This window comes from Pseudomonas sp. LAMO17WK12:I10 (genome assembly GCF_900215185.1).
GTDB classification, from domain to species: domain Bacteria; phylum Pseudomonadota; class Gammaproteobacteria; order Pseudomonadales; family Pseudomonadaceae; genus Aquipseudomonas; species Aquipseudomonas chlororaphis.
The window spans coordinates 1-16224 of record NZ_OBDX01000038.1; the positions used below are offsets into that span (position 1 = coordinate 1).

Consider the following 16224-nt stretch of genomic DNA (forward strand, 5'->3'; position numbering starts at 1 on the left):
TGCTGAACACCTTCGGCGCTATTGCGACCGCTACCGGATGCAGCCGGTGATTCCCTTGCGCACCATGAAGCGCAAGCCAAAGCCCGGCCTGCCCAGGCTGTTCGATAGGCCCAAGTACCGGCAGCGCAACATCATTGAGCGCATGTTCGGTTGGCTGAAAGAGAATCGACGGATCGGTACGCGCTACGACAAGCTGGCGAAAAGTTTTGCGGCGATGGTCTCACTGGCTTGCACCATGCGGTGTTTGCGACATTACTTTTCGTACACTGCCTAGTTTCGTCAAGGTTCACAGGACCACTCACATAACGCGGATGGTCTTTAATCAAAGTTCGCATTTTTTCAACAACAGCGGTAAAGGCGGCATTACGATTGAACATCACAATTGCAGCCTTCGTGTCTCGCCACGTCAGATAGCTCAGCAACTGATATATGGTTGCTAAAAATCGTTTGTCTCCACCCCAAATCTTGAATTCCGCAACGAATAAGTTCCCGCCTTCATGACGTATCAGCACGTCTGTTTTGCCCTGATAGTTGAACGCTTCCCCAGAAGCGGTTCCAAAATGAGCATTGAGGGGAACCAAAAAAAGATCCCGCAGAGTTTCTTCGTCGAGCTTTCTGGTACGCGATGAGCTCTGCTCGATGCTATGGCCTGCACCTCGAACAAGACCAAGGATCGTCTCGTACTGTTTAAGATCGAGAGTCGGATCCAGGGCGCGTGCGGGCGTCATTGGAGGTAATTGGGGTATGACCCTCTGCTTGACCGTCGGTGGAATATAACTGCGAGCATCACCTGGCTTCTCTTTGAGGCGAATGCCCATACCTGACAGTTTTGAGGCGGTGTCCTTCTGCTCCAACAGCTTGGTTCGTCGCGATGCTATCGCAGCCACAACAGCATTAGATAACTGCTGTCTAAATCCAGCCCATTGCCGTCGGTGAGCGTCTAAATATTTCTCTATTGAAGCGAGGCGAGAGTCCAGCTCGGATTTGACAGTCTCGGGGGGAAATAGAGCGGTCAGAAATGGTAAAGGTCAGTAGTTGCGAACGCACCACAGCCCGAGGTGGAGACAGATCATATGGGTTCGGACGCAGCTTGAATATGCCGGCCTCTCCTTCAAATGGCACTTCAAAATCGTAAGCCTCTCCGGGAACACTCCTCATCTCTCGATCCCAGCTAAAGTAAACCTGAACCTCTCTTTCGTGATGAGTGGCGACGATCCCCTCGTGGACCAGAGCTGGAATCTCAACGTCCGCGAGCGCATCAGGATCCGTTTCTAAAATTCGCCTTTCAGGAAGCTTGCTGATCTCAACGCAAACAGAGTTGGCTTGAGCCGTCATCGCATCTGAGGCGGCGCCTCCGCTGAACAAATAATCATCCACATCCCTGTAACCCATAACGCCCCCGTCTCTGCGATCAAATTGGCATCAAAGCTAATCGCGATGGGTTCAACAAGCAACGCCTGAGGGGCACAGGAATGCCACAGGATTCTAAGGCGTGTATGCCCAAGTGTATGCCTAACAAAATCGAAACCAAAATAGCCCAATAAAAACTGGGATCTATAGATCTGGTTCAAATGACTGTGTAACCAAGTACTAAAAACGGCTTACCGCAAGGTAAGCCGTTTTTTATGCCCGCGAAAAAGCCCGGCAGTCTGCCGGGCCTGCTATCCCCATCGCCCACCTTCCACCGGCAGTAACATCGGCGTCTCGGCAGACAGGATGCTGAACAACAGCCATAGCAGAACGGCAATGAATGAAGCGATCAGCCCTATCGTCAGGCTGCGCGGCGACACCATGCCCTGGCTCGATGCACTGAGATGAATCAGCCCGAGCCCTGTCCCCAGAACCCCCAGCGGCACCACCAGCTGCCTCCAGGCCAGCGTCTTGCATCGGGCATTGCCCAGCAGCGCCAGCAATATCGGCACCGTGGCGATCAACGAAGGGCTCAGCATGGGCCGGCCGAACACCACGCCGACGGCGATGCTGATGCTGTACCCCAGGTAACCCGCGATGCCCAGCCCCACGGAAACCAGCCTCCAACCGGGCTGGATAAACCCGAGTTGTGCCCTGTGGATGATAAGCAGTATCCCGCCTATTGCACCGGCCAGCAGAAACCGCAGCGCCATCAGGTCATGGATACTGTAGGCCCCCGCCACATAGGGGGCAATAAAATTGAGCGACCAGCTCAAGGTCGCAAAGACGGCCAGGGCCACGCCCGCGGCAAGAGAGGTTCGGGAGGTCATGAGATAGCTCCAGGGTTAACCGAAGCTCATAGTGGCCAGCCAGCTGGCTGCGCAGGTTTGGCCACACCCTGTCGGATCGCACGAAAAGCCGGGGGTTCGACAACTACCCGATGATGCTGCAAGCCGCGGTCGAAGGGCATGGAATCGCCATGGGCTGGCGTCGGACCGCGGATCGACTCGTTGCAAGCGGCGCCTTGATAAGGCCCAACCAGGAAAGCCTACCGCTGCCCGATGTCCTATCGATCTACATCCATAACGGCGATGCCAACAGGCGCGAAACCCGGGCCCTGGTCCAATGGTTGCAAGACGAGTTGCAGGACGATTAAGCGTCCTGCTGAAGTTAAAAAGCTGCACCATTCTTCGACGCCGCTACCCGGTGCGATCCCATAACGAAGCGCCACAAACCTCCGCCTTTCAGCTCGCCGCCTCTGCGGCCCAGTAGTCACCCCGCGACCGAGCAGGTCCCTTTGCCCCGCTCACTGTTGTACATTCCTCCCCACGGACGACACATCATTTACCCAGTGAACGGAGTTCAACGCGTGTTCTCGACCCTCAATCCGCGTCACCGCCGGCTTGCCAGTTTCTCGTTGCTAGCCGTGGCCTTAAGCCTCGCCGCCTGCAACGCTTCCGCCCCTTCCCACACCGCCCTGCCCCCCGCCCCGGAAATCGCTTCGGGTTATCGCACCGACCTGCAAGTGCAGCACGCCGACCGGCATATGGCGGCCGCGGCCAACCCGTTGGCGGCCGAAGCCGGGCGCGAAATGTTGCGCAAGGGCGGTTCGGCCATCGATGCGGCGATTGCCATGCAAGCGGTGCTGACCCTGGTGGAGCCGCAGTCGTCGGGGATCGGCGGCGGCGCCTTGATCGTGCTCTGGGACGGCAAGGCGGTGCGCACGTACGACGGTCGCGAAACCGCGCCGGCCGGGGCCACCGAGAAGTTGTTCCTGCAAGCCGACGGCAAGCCCATGCCGTTCCCCCAGGCACAGATCGGCGGCCGCTCGGTGGGTACGCCAGGCGTGCTGCGCGCCCTGGAACTGGCCCATGAAAAACACGGCCGCCTGCCGTGGGCGCAGCTGTTCGAGCCGGCGATTCGCCTGGCGGACCAGGGTTTCCCGATCTCCCCGCGCCTGCACAGCATGATCGTCGCCGATCCGTACCTGGCGAAATCGCCGGACATGGCCGCCTACTTCCTGCAGGCCGATGGCACGCCGAAAGCCGTCGGCACCCTGCTGAAAAACCCACAGCTGGCCGCTGTGCTCGAACGCATCGCCAAGGAAGGCCCGAACGCTCTGTACCAAGGGCCGGTCGCCCGGGAAATCGTCGCCAAGGTGCAGGGCCACGCCAACCCGGGCAGCCTGTCGCTCAACGACCTGCAAGGCTACCGCGCCAAGGAGCGCGAACCGCTGTGCACCGACTACAAGCGCTGGCAGGTCTGCGGCATGCCGCCGCCTTCGTCGGGCGGTATCGCCCTGGCGCAGATCCTCGGCACCCTGCAGGCGCTGGAAGCCCGCGACCCGCGTTATGCGCTGCCACCGTTGAAGCCGGCCAAGACCCATCTGCCGGCCGGCCTCGAACCGGCGCCTGAAGCCGTGCATCTGATCGCCGAAGCCGAACGCCTGGCCTACGCCGACCGCGCGTTGTACGTGGCGGACTCGGACTTCGCCCCGGTGCCGATCGCCGGCCTGGTCGCCCCGCGATACCTGGCCCAGCGCGCCGCCTTGATCGGCGAGCGCAGCATGGCCAAGGCCGAGCCCGGCAAGCCCCAGGGCGTCCAGGTGGCCTACGCCCCGGACCGCTCGCCGATGCGCATCTCCACCTCGCAAGTGGTGGCGGTGGATGACCAGGGTGGCGCGGTGTCCATGACCACCACCGTGGAAGCCGCCTTCGGCTCGCACCTGATGGTCCAGGGCTTCATGCTCAACAACCAGATGACCGACTTCTCCTTCATCCCCGAAGAGAACGGCCAGCCGGTGGCCAACCGCGTGCAGCCGGGCAAGCGCCCACGCTCGTCCATGGCACCGACCCTGGTCTTCGACCGCGACAGCGGTGAACTGCTGGCCACCGTCGGCTCGCCGGGCGGCTCGCAGATCATCGAGTACGTGGCCAAGTCAGTGATCGGCATGCTCGACTGGAACCTCGACCCGCAAGCCGCCATCAGCCTGCCCAACTTCGGCAGCCGCAACGGCCCGACCGAACTGGAACAAGGCCAGTTCACCCCAGGATTGAAAGCGGCGCTGAAAGCCAAGGGGCATGAGGTGACCGACATCGACATGACCAGCGGCACCCAGGCGATCGTGCGGGTGCGCGATGCCCAGGGTAAAACTTCATGGGCCGGTGGCGCCGATCCACGCCGTGAAGGGGCAGCGCTGGGGGATTGAGGCCAACGCAGGAGAACCCAAAGGGCTTGCCGCGAGGTGGGCCCTTTTTATTTTTCACGCCGCGCAAGTACAGGCATGGGGGGTGAATGCTGTATGCCGATTTTTCCTGCGTTCTGTGTCTGACGCCGTCTTTTGATCGCTCCTAGCATCAGTTTTTTTGGCCGAAGTGCAGGCGATGAACCCGATTCCCGGCGGTATCGATTTTTCAGGCTTGACCGTGCGCCGACTGGCGGCCGACGACCTCGAACTGGTCTGCCGGCACCGCGAGGCGATGTTCCTCGAAGCGGGAGGCGAACCCGCGGCCCTGCAAGTGATGAGCGAACACTTCCGCCCCTGGTTGCGCGAGCGTTTGCCCGATGGTCGCTACTACGGCTTTGCCCTGCTGGACGGCCAGCAGCCGGTGGCGGCCATTGGCTTGATGAGCATCGACTGGCCGCCCCACCCGGCCCATCCGACCCAGGACCAGCGCGGTTATGCGCTCAACCTGTACGTCGAACCCGCCTACCGGCGCCGAGGGCTGGCCTCGGCACTGATGAAGCTGGCGGAAGCCGAATTCATCCAGCGCGGGCTGAGCTTCGCCGTGTTGCATGCGACCGAGGTGGGCAAGCCGGTGTATGCCGGATTCAACCAGCGCCTGCCGTCATCGCGGTGTGCACATCATCCATCACCGCTTTACCCATCTCACCCAGGTAATGTGCCGCCCAAGCATAGCGGTCCGCCTGTGGTTCCATGGCCGCGTCCAGGGTCAACTGTTTTGCCAGATGTAACAGCAACGAGGCGTGTTCCAGGGCGTCGGCCAGAGGGACGTCGGCGTTGACCCGCAGCAGCGGGCGTTGGCCTTCGCCACAATTGGCAAAGGTTATTTCGCCGAGGGTGTGCAGGGAGGAAGGGGACGGATTGAGGGTGTGTTTCATGGTGACGAATCCTTTCGTTTGAGGGGATCACCACCGTCTGCCGCCAAGCAGATTAGGGTGGCGAATTGCACAAGGTTGGCGGACCGGCACGAAAGGAACCGGCACCCCCGGAGGGGTCCCTGCGCAATCCGCCATTACACAAAAATGCGGGCACAAAAAAAGCGCCTGCATTCGTGTTTGGGCGCTATTGCGCCTTTCGTGATTCGGGCCGCCAAGCCCGTTCGCTGATCTGACAGCGACGGGGCGAAGGATAGCGGGGAGGGAAGAGCGTCGCAACGGCATTGCTGCGACATTCTGTGACGACAATCAGACCGCGCAGATGGCGTGGCGCATCAGTCGAAAGCTCATTGGCCCCTGTAGCCGCTGCCGAAGGCTGCGATAGGACCGAAGGTCCTCCAGCGGTCTCACGATTCCTGCGCCCCCGGCGGGGTCGTTCGCAGCCTCGCGGGCTCGCCAGCGGCTACAGGCCTGTGTTCAGCACCTTGGCCATTTCCGCGGTGGCCGCCCAGCCCAAACCGAGCAACCCCTGCGGGACGGGCAACATCGATTGCTGTCCGTCCATCGCCTTCCTCTCTCACCTCATTGCTTAAGTCCCAGGGCGGGACTAGGATTTCGAGCCATGAGGATTATCGCCGTCAGTCATTTGAAGACGTTCTGGGAACAACACCCGGATGTTGAACAACCGCTTCTGGCCTGGATCGATGAAGCGCGCAACACCAACTGGTCCACCCCGGCGCAGATCAAGGAGCAGTTTTGCAGCGCCAGCATTCTTAAAAGCCGTCGTGTGGTGTTCAACATCAAAGGCAATGACTACCGCTTGGTAGTCGCCGTGGCTTACCGCTTTGGCGCCCTCTACATCAAGTTCGTTGGCACTCACCAGCAGTACGATGCCATCGACGCCGACCGCGTTGAAATGGAGTAACGACCATGCAGATTCGCCCTATCCACACTGACCAGGACTACCGTGCGGCGCTCAAGCAGGTGTCCGTACTGTTCGATAACGAGCCCGAATCCGGCACCGAGCAAGGCGACTACTTCGACGTAATGATCACCCTGATCGAAGCCTATGAAGCCAAGCACTTCCCGGTCGACCTGCCCAACCCGATCGACGCCATCAAGTTCCGCATGGAGCAATCGGGCCTGTCAGCCGCCGACCTGGCTCCCGCCATCGGCCGAACCAACCGGGTCTACGAAGTACTCAACGGCAAACGCGCCCTGACCCTGCCAATGATCTGGAAACTGCACCAACTGTTCGGCATCCCCGCCGAGAGCCTGATCAAGCCGGTGAAATCGGTCTGAGCGGTTCTATCCTCGATCAGGCTCCAATGACTCAGGCCTTGCACCCTCGCCCTTAGCGGGGGGCATTCCTGAACACGCATAAACTCCAGCCTTTGATGATTTCAGAAAGCACTATCGCCCCCAGCATCAGCAACGGGTTGTAGTTCGGAAAAAAATACGCGCCGATCAGAAGCACGGAAAAAGACGGCACGACAAACACCAAACGCAAAGGGATTTGCGCAAGTCCCAGCCACTTGGCTTCTTTACGCTGAAACAGAAACAGGAAAGCGCTGACGACTATCGATAGCTGCAAACCCCAATTGATCATCACCATAACCACAGCAGCGGTTCCATGATCCTTGAGCACTTCAGTCGCCACAGTCAGGTCATCCCAGAACGGAGTCTTGCCCAGCCGTACACTGCTCGTGACGTACCACAACAAATAGAGCGCATCGAGCCCGCCCCAAAACTGCCAGATCCGGGTCCGGCTCAGCTTCCTGAAAAAAAACATTACCGCTCCTTACTTGGCGCCGAGCCTTCTTCTCAGCAGCTCTGCCTTATAGATTTACCCATCCAACCTGGCTGTCATCCCGCGCCTATTTACCCTCCAGACTTCTCTGAAAGACTCTCGGACACTTAAAAAATACCGTGGAACAGCCTTGAGCTTGCCCTTGGGTAAACCCCTAAAGTGCCGCTCGACCCTCACCACAAAAAAGGACGTTTGCATGCTCACCATCGGTCAAATGGCCCGCTGCCATGGCCTCACCACCAAGACCTTGCGCCACTACGACAGCATCGGTCTGTTCACCCCGGCGCTGACCGGGCAGGACAACGGTTATCGCTACTACAAGCCGGAGCAGATCGGCGTCCTCGGGCGCATTGTCTGGTTGCGGCAGCTGGGCATGGGGCTGGAGGAGATTCGTGGGCTGGCGGACAGCGGTGCGTTGCACAGTGTGTTGAGGCTGCGCCAGGCGTTGCAGGCCCATGCCGGTGAGCTGGAAACCCAAATCGCCCGCAGCCAGAACGTGCTCGGCCAGTTGCAGCGTTATCTGGCGCAGCCCGAACGCAGCCTGCCGGCGCCGCAGACGCCGGTGCGGGTGACGCTGGCGGCGCAGCGCATCATCGGCATGGCCTGGCAGCAGGATGACCAGGGCTCGATTGCCGAGCTGTGGCAGCGCTTCGAGCCACGGGAGCAGGAGATCCAGCGCCTGGCCGAACCGGTCGGCACTTATGGTATTTGCCAGCCCTTGGGCGACGGCCAATGGCGCTACGTCGCCGGGCTGCCGGTCAGCGCCGAGGCGCCCTTGGTGGAAGGCATGGTGGAACTGGAAATCCCCGCCCGCCAGTACGCCCGGGTCGAGCATCGGGGCACGGTACAGACCCTGCCGGAGACCTTCCGCGCCGCCTACAGCGAATGGCTGCCGGCCGCCGGGATGCGGGCCGATGAAGGGGTGGAGTTCGAGTACACCGGGGAGCGCTTTTTCGGGCCGATGCACCCGGACAGCGTGGTCGAACTTTATATTCCGCTGAAAAACTGATGCCGCGATCGGACGAGCTGCCGACCAGTTGACAGGCCTCTGTCAGCAAAAGGACTCATGATCCCGCTATGCTCTGTAGCAGTCCAAGGCAACAGAGCGAAGGTCCGATGAGTTTCCAGGCGCCAGTGTTGAAGCAGATACCGGGCATCCGTCACGAGTTTTCGCGTATCGGGGCGACAAAGCCCGCCAACCTGTTCTTCTGCTCCCAGGCCCACACCGGCGAGGTGGTGGAGGCCAGCACCACCCTGCCGAGCGGCATCATCCGCGGCGACGCGGTGTTCACCCGCACCGGTCGCCCCATTGCGGTGATCACCGCCGACTGCCTGCCGCTGCTGATCAGCAGTGAAGACGCCTCGTGGGTCGCCGCGGTCCATGCCGGCTGGAAAGGCTTGCACGGCGGCATCATCGACAATGTGCTGCAGCACTTCGCCGCCAAGGGCATCGCCGCCCATCAGCTGCGCGTGGCGTTCGGCCCGTCGATCAAGCCTTGCTGCTACGAAGTCAGCCCGGATTTCATTAACACCCTGTCGGCCACCCAAGGCCACCTGTGGTCGCAGGAGCAGACACCCTGGAGCCAGGAGCGCCCCGCGCCACGACTGCCCCCGGAGATTGCCCCGCCAGCGCCAACCCGGCCGGACTCGCTGTGGTTCGACCTGAGCCTCTATGCCCTGAACCTGTTGCGCGCGGCAGGCATCGATGAGGAACAGATCGAACACTGCGAGCACTGCACCTACTGCTCCAGCGCGACCCTGGCCAGCTATCGCCGCCGCGGCCACCGGGGCGAGGAGAAGTCCTTCCAGTATTCCTGGATCGGGCGCGCCTGAGCCGGTAGATGACCTTCAAGGGTCACCGGGGCAACGCTGTGGAGCACAATGCTCTACTCCATGGCCAGGACGCTGAACTGACCCCGGGCCTCAAACGCTCACATACACCCACGCCTCGATCCCGGACTGCAGCACCACGCTCACGCGTTTGTAGTCCGCCACCTCGTAGCTGTCCGCCGCGGCCAGCTCCTGGGCAGTAATGCGAAACACCGTCCCCGGGATCGGCGCGCTGGCTGCGCTGCCCGGGCGCAGGATCGGGTGATGGGTCTTGCCGCTGGTGGCCAGCACCTGGGGGTCGGTGATCTCCACCCACGCCTGTTCATACCCCAGCAGCGCGTCCGCGCTGCCCTCCAGCTCGCGACCGAAGTTGGCCAGTTGCACGGCCTTGTCCTGCAAGGTGCCGTAGGAAAACAGGTACTGCGACGCTTCAGTGGCAACGCTCATTGTTCACTCCGGAATTCAGCGGCTGATTTTCAACGCCTGGCGCGCCGCGTGGCGTTCCAGCGCCAGCTCGATCAAGCGGCTGACCAGTTCGCTATAGGTCATGCCCGCGGCCTGCCACAACTTCGGATACATGCTGATGCGGGTGAAGCCGGGCAGCGAATTGATCTCGTTGATCAGCACTTCGCCGCCCTGGGTCAGGAACACATCGACCCGCGCCAGCCCCGAACAGCCCAGCACCTGGAACGCCTCGACAGCCAGGGTGCGAATGCGCTCGCTGACCTCTTCGCTGAGGTCCGCCGGCACCACCACCTGGGCCGCCTGGTCGTCGATGTATTTGCTGTCGTAGGAATAAAAACCGCTGCCGACCACGATTTCCCCACAACCGCTGGCAATCGGCCGGTCGTTGCCCAGCACCGCGCATTCGATCTCGCGACCACTGACCGCCGACTCCACCAAGACCTTTTCATCGAAACTCAGCGCCAGCTCGATCGCCGCGTGGTACTCCGCTGCGCTGGTGACCTTGCTCACGCCCACGGACGAGCCCTGGTTCGCCGGTTTGACGAACATCGGCAGGCCCAGCTTGCCCTGCGCCAGGGCAAAGTCGGTGCGTGCCGCGGTGGCCCGGTTCAGGGTGATAAAGGGCGTCACCGCCAGGCCGGCATCGCGCAGCAGGCGCTTGCTGATGTCCTTGTCCATGCACACCGCCGAACCCAGCACGTCGGAGCCCACGAACGGCAGGTCGGCCATGCGTAGCAGGCCCTGCAGGCAGCCGTCTTCGCCGAGGGTGCCGTGGACGATGGGGAAAATCACATCGACGTGGCCCAGCAGTTCCTGGCTGGAGGTTTCCACCAGTTGCTGGCTGGCCTTGCCCGGCACCACCGCCAGTTCGCGGTTGGACCGGTTGAGGGCGATCAGCGCCGGATTTTCCTGGTTGATCAGGAAGTTCGAGGTGTCGTTGAGGTGCCAGTGGCCGTTCTTGTCGATGCCGATCAGCACCGGTTCGAAGCGCTCGCGATCCAGCGCATCGACGATGTTGCGCGCCGATTGCAGCGACACTTCGTGTTCGGCCGAACGGCCACCAAAAATAATCCCGACCCGCAGCTTGCTCATGGTTTGTTCCCGTTAAAAAAGTGGTTCAGCGCTTGTATCGGACCGCTCAAGCCGGCTGATGTCGCAGGTGGATCAGCGCCACCCGATCATTTTGTTTGTTCCGGCGCTCTTCGATGGCGAACGGCACGAAACCGAGCTTGGGATACAGCAGCAGGCCCGCCACGTTGTCATTGAAGCAGGACAGGGTCACCTGTGCGGCCTGGTGCTTGTCCCGGGCGATGCGCAGCATCTCGCCGATCAGTTGCCCGGCGACACCGGCGCCGCGGGCCTCGGGATCGACGATGAGATTGCCGATGGTGCAGGTGCCGTGGGTGCCCCATTGGTAGAAGTTGGCGAAACCCAGCACCTGGCCGTCTCGCTCGATCACTGTCGAATCGGAACGCTGGGCAATGGAGTCGCGCAGTTGCTCGTGGGTCAGCGGCCAGGTGGCCGCCGGGAAAAAGAAAAACAACTCGCCGGGATCCCGGGCAAAACCGCAGATCCGTGGAATATCCCGATCCTGCACGGGGCGAAAAGCACAGCTCATGTCCTGTCTCCTGACCCTGAAAATCCATGGTGTGCGCCCAGCCCCGGCTTCAGCGATTGGCCACCAGATGGGCGCCGAACAGCAGGTAGCAACTGCCGGCAAAACGGTCCAGCCATTTGCGTGAACGACTATAGACGGCAGCCATGCGACTGCTGGCGAAGAACAGCGCGACGCAGCAGTACCAGGTGAACGACAGCGAAGCCATGGTGAGCACGGCCAGGGCCAGCAGCAACGGCGGCGGTGACGCCGGCATCGAGGTGGCGAAAATGGTGGCGACGAACAGCGCCGACTTGGGGTTGGTCATGTTGCCGAGAAAGCCCAGGCGATAGGCCGAGAACAGGCTACGGCCCGACTCGCCATGCAAGCCATTGCCAGCCCCGGTCGGCGCCGGCTTGCGCCTGAACTGCTTGAGGCCAAGGTAAATCAGGTAGCAGCCGCCGGCGATCTTGAAGGCCAGGTACAGGGCCGGGGCCGCGCTGAACAGCGACTTGATCCCCAGGCCGCCGGCCAAGCCCCAAAGCACCGTGCCAGTGGCGACGCCCAGCGCCGCGGTCATGCCATGCCGGCGCGAACAGCTGGCGGCCAATTGCGCCGTGGTAAAGAAATTCGGCCCCGGCGTGACCACGGCCACGGTCCAGAGCAACGCCAGCGACAGCAGCGGGCCGGCATACAGCCAATGTTCAAGCGCCATGACACAGACCGCCTTTTGTCACATGGGGGGGGACGCTGACGCTACTCCACCTCGGGCTCATGGATCAACAGGTCGCCCGGCTGACACTCCAGGTATTGGCAGATCGCGTCCAGGGTCGCGAGCCGCAGGCCCTTGACCTTGCCCTGCTTGAGCAGGGACAGGTTGGCCTCGGTGATGCCGATCGCCGCGGCGAGGTCCTTGGATTTGACCTTGCGCCGGGCCAGCATCACGTCCAGCTGAATGACAATTGACATACTGATCTCACACGAAGGCGCGGTTTTCCGAATCCACTTCACTGGCCTGCCAGAGGATACGCGCGATGATGGAAATGCACGCAGCCAAAAACAGCGCGACAAAGGTCGGGGCAGTGATGCTGAGACTGATCAGGCGTTCGCCCACTGGCGCGTTCAGGGTGACCCAGACACTGAGCAACGGCTCGCAGAGAAAATCCAGCAACACCCACAGCCCCACGCCCCGGCCGACCTTGCCCAGGTGCACCGCCGCGGCACAGGAAAAATACTCGCCCCGGGCATAGCTCTGGAACAGCCGGCGCAGATGGCTCAAGCCATAGGCCAGCGCCAGCAGGGGGATGCTCGACAGCAAAATACCGCCCAGGGTTTGCCACCAGGGAAAAGCGGCACCGGCAGCCAGATGGCTCGACAGGCCATTGCTCAGGCCAAACCCGAACCCATAGCCATTTTCCGCGCTCAACTGCGGAAACAGCCACAACGCCGCGTTGAGCAGCAGCATGGCAATGATCAGTAACAGGGTGACAGCCGACATGCGCTGGCTGAACCGGGCAAGGCCTTGGGACGTCATGGGAAGGCTCCAGAGGAAGGAATGTGGGAGAAACCATAAAGAATTAATTATCGTAAAACAATAATTAATTTCTGTTTTTCGATCATTCAATTCATAAGCCCAGCGATACCCCCGGGGCTATGCTGAAAGTAATGGAGGCCATTGGAGAACGCTCATGAACGGTTTCCTGGTGATTTTCTTCACCCAGCAAAACCGCCGCTACCACGGCAAAATGCTGGGTGACTGGCTCGTCGACCTGGCCAACGAACTGGGCCTGCGCGGTGCGACCATGAGCACCGCCATCGAAGGCTTCGGCCACACCGGCCGGCTGCACTCCGCACACTTTTTCGAACTGGCCGACCAGCCCATCGAGGTGCGCCTGGCACTCTCCGAAGAGGAGTCGGCCCGGCTGTTCGAACGCCTGGAGGACGAGGACATTGCGCTGTTCTACATCAAGACGCCGATCGAGTTCGGCACCCTCGGCAAAGAGGCCAGGAAAGCCGACGCGGGCGGATGACGCGCTGAAGACAGTCACACGCGCCTGGGTTACCGTACGGGCCTGACGTTGTGTCGAGGACAGTTTCATGGGCAAGCCCGCCCCCCGCAAAGACTGGGTCCACCGCGCGCCTCCCGCCCGGGGGCTGGAGCGTATCGAGGCGTTTTTCGCCGGGCATGGCTACGACCTGCACCGTCACGACACCTACGCCATTGGCCGCACGCTGTTCGGCGTGCAGAGCTTCCAGTACCGCGGTGGCTGGCGCCACAACCTGCCGGGCGGGACCATGGTGCTGCATCCGGATGAAGTGCATGACGGCGAAGCCGGCACCCAGGACGGTTTCCATTACCGCATGCTGTATATCGAGCCGGCGCTGATCCAGCAGATCCTCGGCGGCCAGCCGCTGCCCTTCATCAAGAACGGCCTGTCCACCGACCCACGCTTGTTCGCCGCCACCGACACCTTGCTGCGCAGCATGGAAAGCCCGCTGGACCCGCTGGAACAGGAAGACGCGGTGTTCGATCTGGCCCATGCGCTGAATGCCGTATCCGGCGTTTCCCGGCCGGCGCAGCGCTTCGACTATCAGGCCGCGGAGCGAGCGCGGGAATACATGCACAGCGCTCTGGACCAGAGCATCACCCTCGACGAACTGGCCACCCACAGCGGCCGCGACCGCTGGAGCTTGTCGCGGGACTTTCGCCTGTTGTTCGGCACCAGCCCCTATCGCTACCTGACCATGCGCCGCCTGGACCTGGTGCGGGCGCTGTTGCTGCAAGGCCAGTCGCTGGTCAGCGCGGCGCTGTTGGCCGGCTTCACCGACCAGAGCCACATGACCCGGCAATTCAGCAAGACCTACGGCCTGCCGCCGGCGCGCTGGCTGAAAATGCACGGCCGCTGAACGCCGCCCGGCACGCACAATCGTACAAGAACCGCAGCAGCGCGCTGATTACCGTAGAGGCCCGATCCCCTTTTTACGGAGCCGCAGCATGAACCCGGCCAACACCACGCCCATCACTTACCAGAGCCTGAATTTCGCCTACAAACTCAGCCTGTTCGACGACCACTGGCAAGCCCGCGTCATCGCCGAAATGAACGACTACCAGTTCAAGCTGGTGAAGCTGCAAGGGGACTTCATCTGGCACGACCACCCGCACACCGACGAGACCTTTATCGTCCTCGAAGGCCAATTGCGCATCGACTTTGCCGACGGCCAGGTGACCATCAACCAGGGCGAGATGTTTGTCGTGCCCAAGGGCATGAAGCACAAGCCGTACGCCGAGCAGGAGGTCAAGCTGCTGCTGATCGAACCCAAGGGCGTGCGCAACACCGGTGAAGAAGGCGGCGAACGCACGGCGGCCAATGATGTGTGGATTTGAGGCCACCCGGGGTTGAGCCTCTGTAGCCGCTGCCGAGCGAAGCGAGGCTGCGATCGGCAGCGCAGCGGCCGTAAAGGCGGGCGATGCGTTCCTCTAAGGCAAACCGCATGCGCAGGTTTGGCGAGGACTGCGTCCTCGTTCGCAGCCTCGCGGTGCTCGGCAGCGGCTACAGCACCGTCATCTGCTGCCACTCAACCGCGTTCGGCGGCTGCCGCCAGGCCTTGGCCTGTCGGCACTCGCAAACGCAGGGCCAACAGCGCCCCCAGCAGGGCGAGCAAGGCGCTGGCGCCTACCGCCTGCTCGATGCCGGCCGCCTGTGAGCCGCCCAGCCCGGCGTTGGCCAGGGACACCAGCAGCGCCAGCCCCAGCGCGCCGCCGATCTGCTGGCTGGTGGAGGCAATGCCCGCCGCCACGCCCTGTTCGCCCGGCGCGATGCCCTGCCCGGCCGAAACCCACATGGCGGTCCAGGTCATGCCCTGACCGATGCTCAGCACCACGATGCCCGGCATCAGGCTCCAGAACCCCGCCCCGTCGGGCAACGCCACATACACCCCGCCAATGCCCAGTGCGCCCAGGAGCAAGCCGTTGACCAGGGTCGCCCGCAGCCCGAAGCGCAGTAACGAACGTTCGGCCAGCCAGATGCCCACGGTGCACAGCAGCGTCGCCGGCAAAAACGCCACGCCGCTTTGCAGCACGCTGTAGCCGTAGACCTGCTGGAAATACAGGGCGAGGAAGTAGTACTGCACGCCGAAGCTGCTCATGAACAAGGCCGTAAGGAACATCGCCAGGCGCAGCTCGCGATGGGCCAGCAGGCGCAGCGGCATCAGCGGGTCGTGGCCATGCTGTTCGATCCACACGAACACCCCGAGCAGCAACAGCGCCAGCGCCCCGCAGCCCAGGGTCGCCGGGGCGCTCCAGCCCCATTCCGGGCCCTGGACGATGGCGAACACCAACAGCGTGCCGCCCACCGTCACGGTCAAGGCGCCGCTGAGGTCGAAACGCCGGCCACGCTCGCGCTGGCCATCGGCCGGAATCCAGCGCCGGGCCAGCAAGGCGCAGGCCCCAGCCAGCGGAACGTTGACCAGAAACACCGCCTCCCAGCCCCACCACTGGGTTAGCACGCCACCGAGCAACGCGCCCAGGGCCAGGCCCGCCGCCGAGGCCGCGCTCCACACCGCGAACGCCCGGTTGCGCGCCGGCCCTTCGGGGTAATGGCTGTTGATCAGCGCCAGCGTCGCCGGGAACAGCATGGCCCCGCCGACACCCTGCACCGCCCGCGCCAGCACCAGCAGCAGTGCGCTGCCGCCCAGGCCACCGGCCAGCGAAGCCAGGGCGTACAGGCTTTGCCCGACGATGTAGAAACGCCGCTTGCCCAACAGGTCGGCCGCCCGACCGCCCAGCAGCAGGAAGCCGCCGAAGGCCACGCTGTAGGCACTGACCACCCATTGCAGCTGTTGCGCGGAAAACCCCAGGTGGCTGCCGATCTCCGGCAAGGCAACGAAGACGATGGTCGCGTCCAGGGCGATGATCAGCTGCGCGCTGGCCAGCAGGAGCAGCATCCAGCCTGACGGCCTGGCTGAAGAGGTGGCGGGCATCACGTCGAGTCCTTGT

Annotated in this window: 21 protein-coding genes and 1 pseudogene; 11 read left to right on the forward strand and 11 right to left on the reverse strand. The window is 62.5% G+C overall.

All coding sequences use genetic code 11. From position 1 onward, the window contains the following. Positions 1 to 274, forward strand: a 274-nt coding sequence (locus tag CRO75_RS28770; protein WP_143504161.1) for a transposase, incomplete at its 5' end; no start/stop codon positions are given. A gap of 635 nt (positions 275 to 909) precedes the next feature. On the opposite strand, the gene CRO75_RS32720 is transcribed toward CRO75_RS28770, so the two are convergent. Together CRO75_RS32720 and CRO75_RS28780 are read right to left on the reverse strand one after the other, a co-directional pair. Further along, positions 910 to 1392, reverse strand: a complete 483-nt coding sequence (locus CRO75_RS32720; protein ID WP_146224978.1) for a hypothetical protein — start codon at positions 1390 to 1392, stop codon at positions 910 to 912. 269 nt (positions 1393 to 1661) lie between these two features. Further along, positions 1662 to 2240: a hypothetical protein gene (locus CRO75_RS28780; protein ID WP_097139811.1), complete on the reverse strand. Its 579-nt coding sequence runs from the start codon at positions 2238 to 2240 to the stop codon at positions 1662 to 1664. Between the two features lie 47 nt (positions 2241 to 2287). Here CRO75_RS28780 and CRO75_RS28785 point away from each other — a divergent pair, with 47 nt between their 5' ends. From CRO75_RS28785 to CRO75_RS28795, 3 genes and pseudogenes are all read left to right on the forward strand, one after another. Further along, positions 2288 to 2566: a LysR substrate-binding domain-containing protein gene (locus CRO75_RS28785; protein ID WP_097139813.1), complete on the forward strand. Its 279-nt coding sequence runs from the start codon at positions 2288 to 2290 to the stop codon at positions 2564 to 2566. A 213-nt stretch (positions 2567 to 2779) separates the two neighbouring features. Beyond that, positions 2780 to 4618, forward strand: a complete 1839-nt coding sequence (gene ggt, locus CRO75_RS28790; RefSeq protein WP_097139815.1) for a gamma-glutamyltransferase — start codon at positions 2780 to 2782, stop codon at positions 4616 to 4618. Positions 4619 to 4793: 175 nt separating this feature from the next. Further along, positions 4794 to 5240 (forward strand): annotated as a pseudogene (locus CRO75_RS28795) (GNAT family N-acetyltransferase); the annotation flags it as partial. A 1-nt stretch (position 5241) separates the two neighbouring features. Here the strand turns inward: CRO75_RS28795 and CRO75_RS28800 are convergent. Then, on the reverse strand, positions 5242 to 5532 hold the full coding sequence (locus CRO75_RS28800) for a DUF3077 domain-containing protein (RefSeq protein WP_009045596.1): 291 nt from the start codon (positions 5530 to 5532) through the stop codon (positions 5242 to 5244). 619 nt (positions 5533 to 6151) lie between these two features. On the opposite strand from CRO75_RS28800, the gene CRO75_RS28805 reads away from it, so the two are divergent. Both CRO75_RS28805 and CRO75_RS28810 read left to right on the forward strand, forming a co-directional pair. Then, positions 6152 to 6454 carry a type II toxin-antitoxin system HigB family toxin gene (locus CRO75_RS28805; protein ID WP_097139817.1) on the forward strand — a complete coding sequence of 101 codons (303 nt, stop codon included), beginning with the start codon at positions 6152 to 6154 and terminating at the stop codon, positions 6452 to 6454. Positions 6455 to 6459: 5 nt separating this feature from the next. After that, a complete protein-coding gene (locus CRO75_RS28810) occupies positions 6460 to 6831 on the forward strand; it encodes a helix-turn-helix domain-containing protein (protein WP_097139819.1) in 372 nt (123 codons plus the stop codon). Between the two features lie 52 nt (positions 6832 to 6883). Here CRO75_RS28810 and CRO75_RS28815 read toward each other — a convergent pair whose 3' ends face one another. Continuing rightward, entirely contained in the window at positions 6884 to 7321 is a 438-nt protein-coding gene (locus CRO75_RS28815) for a hypothetical protein (protein WP_097139821.1), read from the reverse strand. A gap of 214 nt (positions 7322 to 7535) precedes the next feature. Here CRO75_RS28815 and CRO75_RS28820 point away from each other — a divergent pair, with 214 nt between their 5' ends. Further along, positions 7536 to 8348, forward strand: a complete 813-nt coding sequence (locus CRO75_RS28820; protein WP_097139823.1) for a GyrI-like domain-containing protein — start codon at positions 7536 to 7538, stop codon at positions 8346 to 8348. A gap of 107 nt (positions 8349 to 8455) precedes the next feature. Then, entirely contained in the window at positions 8456 to 9172 is a 717-nt protein-coding gene (locus CRO75_RS28825) for a polyphenol oxidase family protein (protein ID WP_097139825.1), read from the forward strand. A 90-nt stretch (positions 9173 to 9262) separates the two neighbouring features. Here the strand turns inward: CRO75_RS28825 and CRO75_RS28830 are convergent, their stop codons facing one another. Genes CRO75_RS28830 through CRO75_RS28855 form a run of 6 tightly spaced genes read right to left on the reverse strand, consistent with a single transcriptional unit; the run spans position 9263 to position 12762 of the window. Continuing rightward, complete coding sequence (locus tag CRO75_RS28830) at positions 9263 to 9616, reverse strand: gamma-glutamylcyclotransferase family protein (protein ID WP_097139827.1); 354 nt, start codon at positions 9614 to 9616, stop codon at positions 9263 to 9265. Between the two features lie 15 nt (positions 9617 to 9631). Continuing rightward, positions 9632 to 10726 (reverse strand): D-alanine--D-alanine ligase, encoded by a 1095-nt coding sequence (ddlA, locus tag CRO75_RS28835; protein WP_097139829.1) that lies wholly within the window; start codon positions 10724 to 10726, stop codon positions 9632 to 9634. Positions 10727 to 10772: 46 nt separating this feature from the next. Beyond that, on the reverse strand, positions 10773 to 11252 hold the full coding sequence (locus CRO75_RS28840; protein WP_097139831.1) for a GNAT family N-acetyltransferase: 480 nt from the start codon (positions 11250 to 11252) through the stop codon (positions 10773 to 10775). Positions 11253 to 11301: 49 nt separating this feature from the next. Then, positions 11302 to 11943, reverse strand: a complete 642-nt coding sequence (locus CRO75_RS28845; RefSeq protein ID WP_097139833.1) for a LysE family transporter — start codon at positions 11941 to 11943, stop codon at positions 11302 to 11304. A 41-nt stretch (positions 11944 to 11984) separates the two neighbouring features. Further along, the gene (locus CRO75_RS28850) at positions 11985 to 12197 is read right to left on the reverse strand and encodes a helix-turn-helix transcriptional regulator (RefSeq protein ID WP_009050838.1); all 213 of its coding nucleotides are present in this window, start codon (positions 12195 to 12197) and stop codon (positions 11985 to 11987) included. A 7-nt stretch (positions 12198 to 12204) separates the two neighbouring features. Continuing rightward, positions 12205 to 12762, reverse strand: a complete 558-nt coding sequence (locus tag CRO75_RS28855) for a DUF2975 domain-containing protein (RefSeq protein WP_053262637.1) — start codon at positions 12760 to 12762, stop codon at positions 12205 to 12207. A 154-nt stretch (positions 12763 to 12916) separates the two neighbouring features. On the opposite strand from CRO75_RS28855, the gene CRO75_RS28860 reads away from it, so the two are divergent. The 3 genes from CRO75_RS28860 to CRO75_RS28870 all read left to right on the forward strand — a co-directional run bounded on the left by CRO75_RS28860 (position 12917) and on the right by CRO75_RS28870 (position 14613). Beyond that, positions 12917 to 13258 carry a DUF190 domain-containing protein gene (locus tag CRO75_RS28860; protein WP_062824613.1) on the forward strand — a complete coding sequence of 114 codons (342 nt, stop codon included), beginning with the start codon at positions 12917 to 12919 and terminating at the stop codon, positions 13256 to 13258. Between the two features lie 67 nt (positions 13259 to 13325). Next, a complete protein-coding gene (locus CRO75_RS28865) occupies positions 13326 to 14135 on the forward strand; it encodes an AraC family transcriptional regulator (RefSeq protein ID WP_097139835.1) in 810 nt (269 codons plus the stop codon). Between the two features lie 88 nt (positions 14136 to 14223). Beyond that, a complete protein-coding gene (locus CRO75_RS28870; RefSeq protein ID WP_009045608.1) occupies positions 14224 to 14613 on the forward strand; it encodes a cupin domain-containing protein in 390 nt (129 codons plus the stop codon). Positions 14614 to 14804: 191 nt separating this feature from the next. Here the strand turns inward: CRO75_RS28870 and CRO75_RS28875 are convergent, their stop codons facing one another. Beyond that, positions 14805 to 16208, reverse strand: coding sequence for an MFS transporter (locus tag CRO75_RS28875; RefSeq protein ID WP_097139837.1), 1404 nt, complete (start codon positions 16206 to 16208; stop codon positions 14805 to 14807). Positions 16209 to 16224: the final 16 nt, after the last annotated feature.

Coding starts and splice junctions, on each gene's coding strand:
- CRO75_RS28865 (WP_097139835.1), top strand. CDS start 13,326: ATGGGCAAGCCCGCCCCCCGCAAAGACTGGGTCCACCGCGCGCCTCCC.
- CRO75_RS32720 (WP_146224978.1), bottom strand. CDS start 1,392: ATGGGTTACAGGGATGTGGATGATTATTTGTTCAGCGGAGGCGCCGCC.
- CRO75_RS28825 (WP_097139825.1), top strand. CDS start 8,456: ATGAGTTTCCAGGCGCCAGTGTTGAAGCAGATACCGGGCATCCGTCAC.
- CRO75_RS28805 (WP_097139817.1), top strand. CDS start 6,152: ATGAGGATTATCGCCGTCAGTCATTTGAAGACGTTCTGGGAACAACAC.
- ddlA (WP_097139829.1), bottom strand. CDS start 10,726: ATGAGCAAGCTGCGGGTCGGGATTATTTTTGGTGGCCGTTCGGCCGAA.
- CRO75_RS28830 (WP_097139827.1), bottom strand. CDS start 9,616: ATGAGCGTTGCCACTGAAGCGTCGCAGTACCTGTTTTCCTACGGCACC.
- CRO75_RS28845 (WP_097139833.1), bottom strand. CDS start 11,943: ATGGCGCTTGAACATTGGCTGTATGCCGGCCCGCTGCTGTCGCTGGCG.
- CRO75_RS28820 (WP_097139823.1), top strand. CDS start 7,536: ATGCTCACCATCGGTCAAATGGCCCGCTGCCATGGCCTCACCACCAAG.
- CRO75_RS28850 (WP_009050838.1), bottom strand. CDS start 12,197: ATGTCAATTGTCATTCAGCTGGACGTGATGCTGGCCCGGCGCAAGGTC.
- CRO75_RS28870 (WP_009045608.1), top strand. CDS start 14,224: ATGAACCCGGCCAACACCACGCCCATCACTTACCAGAGCCTGAATTTC.
- CRO75_RS28780 (WP_097139811.1), bottom strand. CDS start 2,240: ATGACCTCCCGAACCTCTCTTGCCGCGGGCGTGGCCCTGGCCGTCTTT.
- CRO75_RS28800 (WP_009045596.1), bottom strand. CDS start 5,532: ATGAAACACACCCTCAATCCGTCCCCTTCCTCCCTGCACACCCTCGGC.
- CRO75_RS28815 (WP_097139821.1), bottom strand. CDS start 7,321: ATGTTTTTTTTCAGGAAGCTGAGCCGGACCCGGATCTGGCAGTTTTGG.
- CRO75_RS28855 (WP_053262637.1), bottom strand. CDS start 12,762: ATGACGTCCCAAGGCCTTGCCCGGTTCAGCCAGCGCATGTCGGCTGTC.
- CRO75_RS28860 (WP_062824613.1), top strand. CDS start 12,917: ATGAACGGTTTCCTGGTGATTTTCTTCACCCAGCAAAACCGCCGCTAC.
- CRO75_RS28875 (WP_097139837.1), bottom strand. CDS start 16,208: ATGCCCGCCACCTCTTCAGCCAGGCCGTCAGGCTGGATGCTGCTCCTG.
- CRO75_RS28840 (WP_097139831.1), bottom strand. CDS start 11,252: ATGAGCTGTGCTTTTCGCCCCGTGCAGGATCGGGATATTCCACGGATC.
- CRO75_RS28810 (WP_097139819.1), top strand. CDS start 6,460: ATGCAGATTCGCCCTATCCACACTGACCAGGACTACCGTGCGGCGCTC.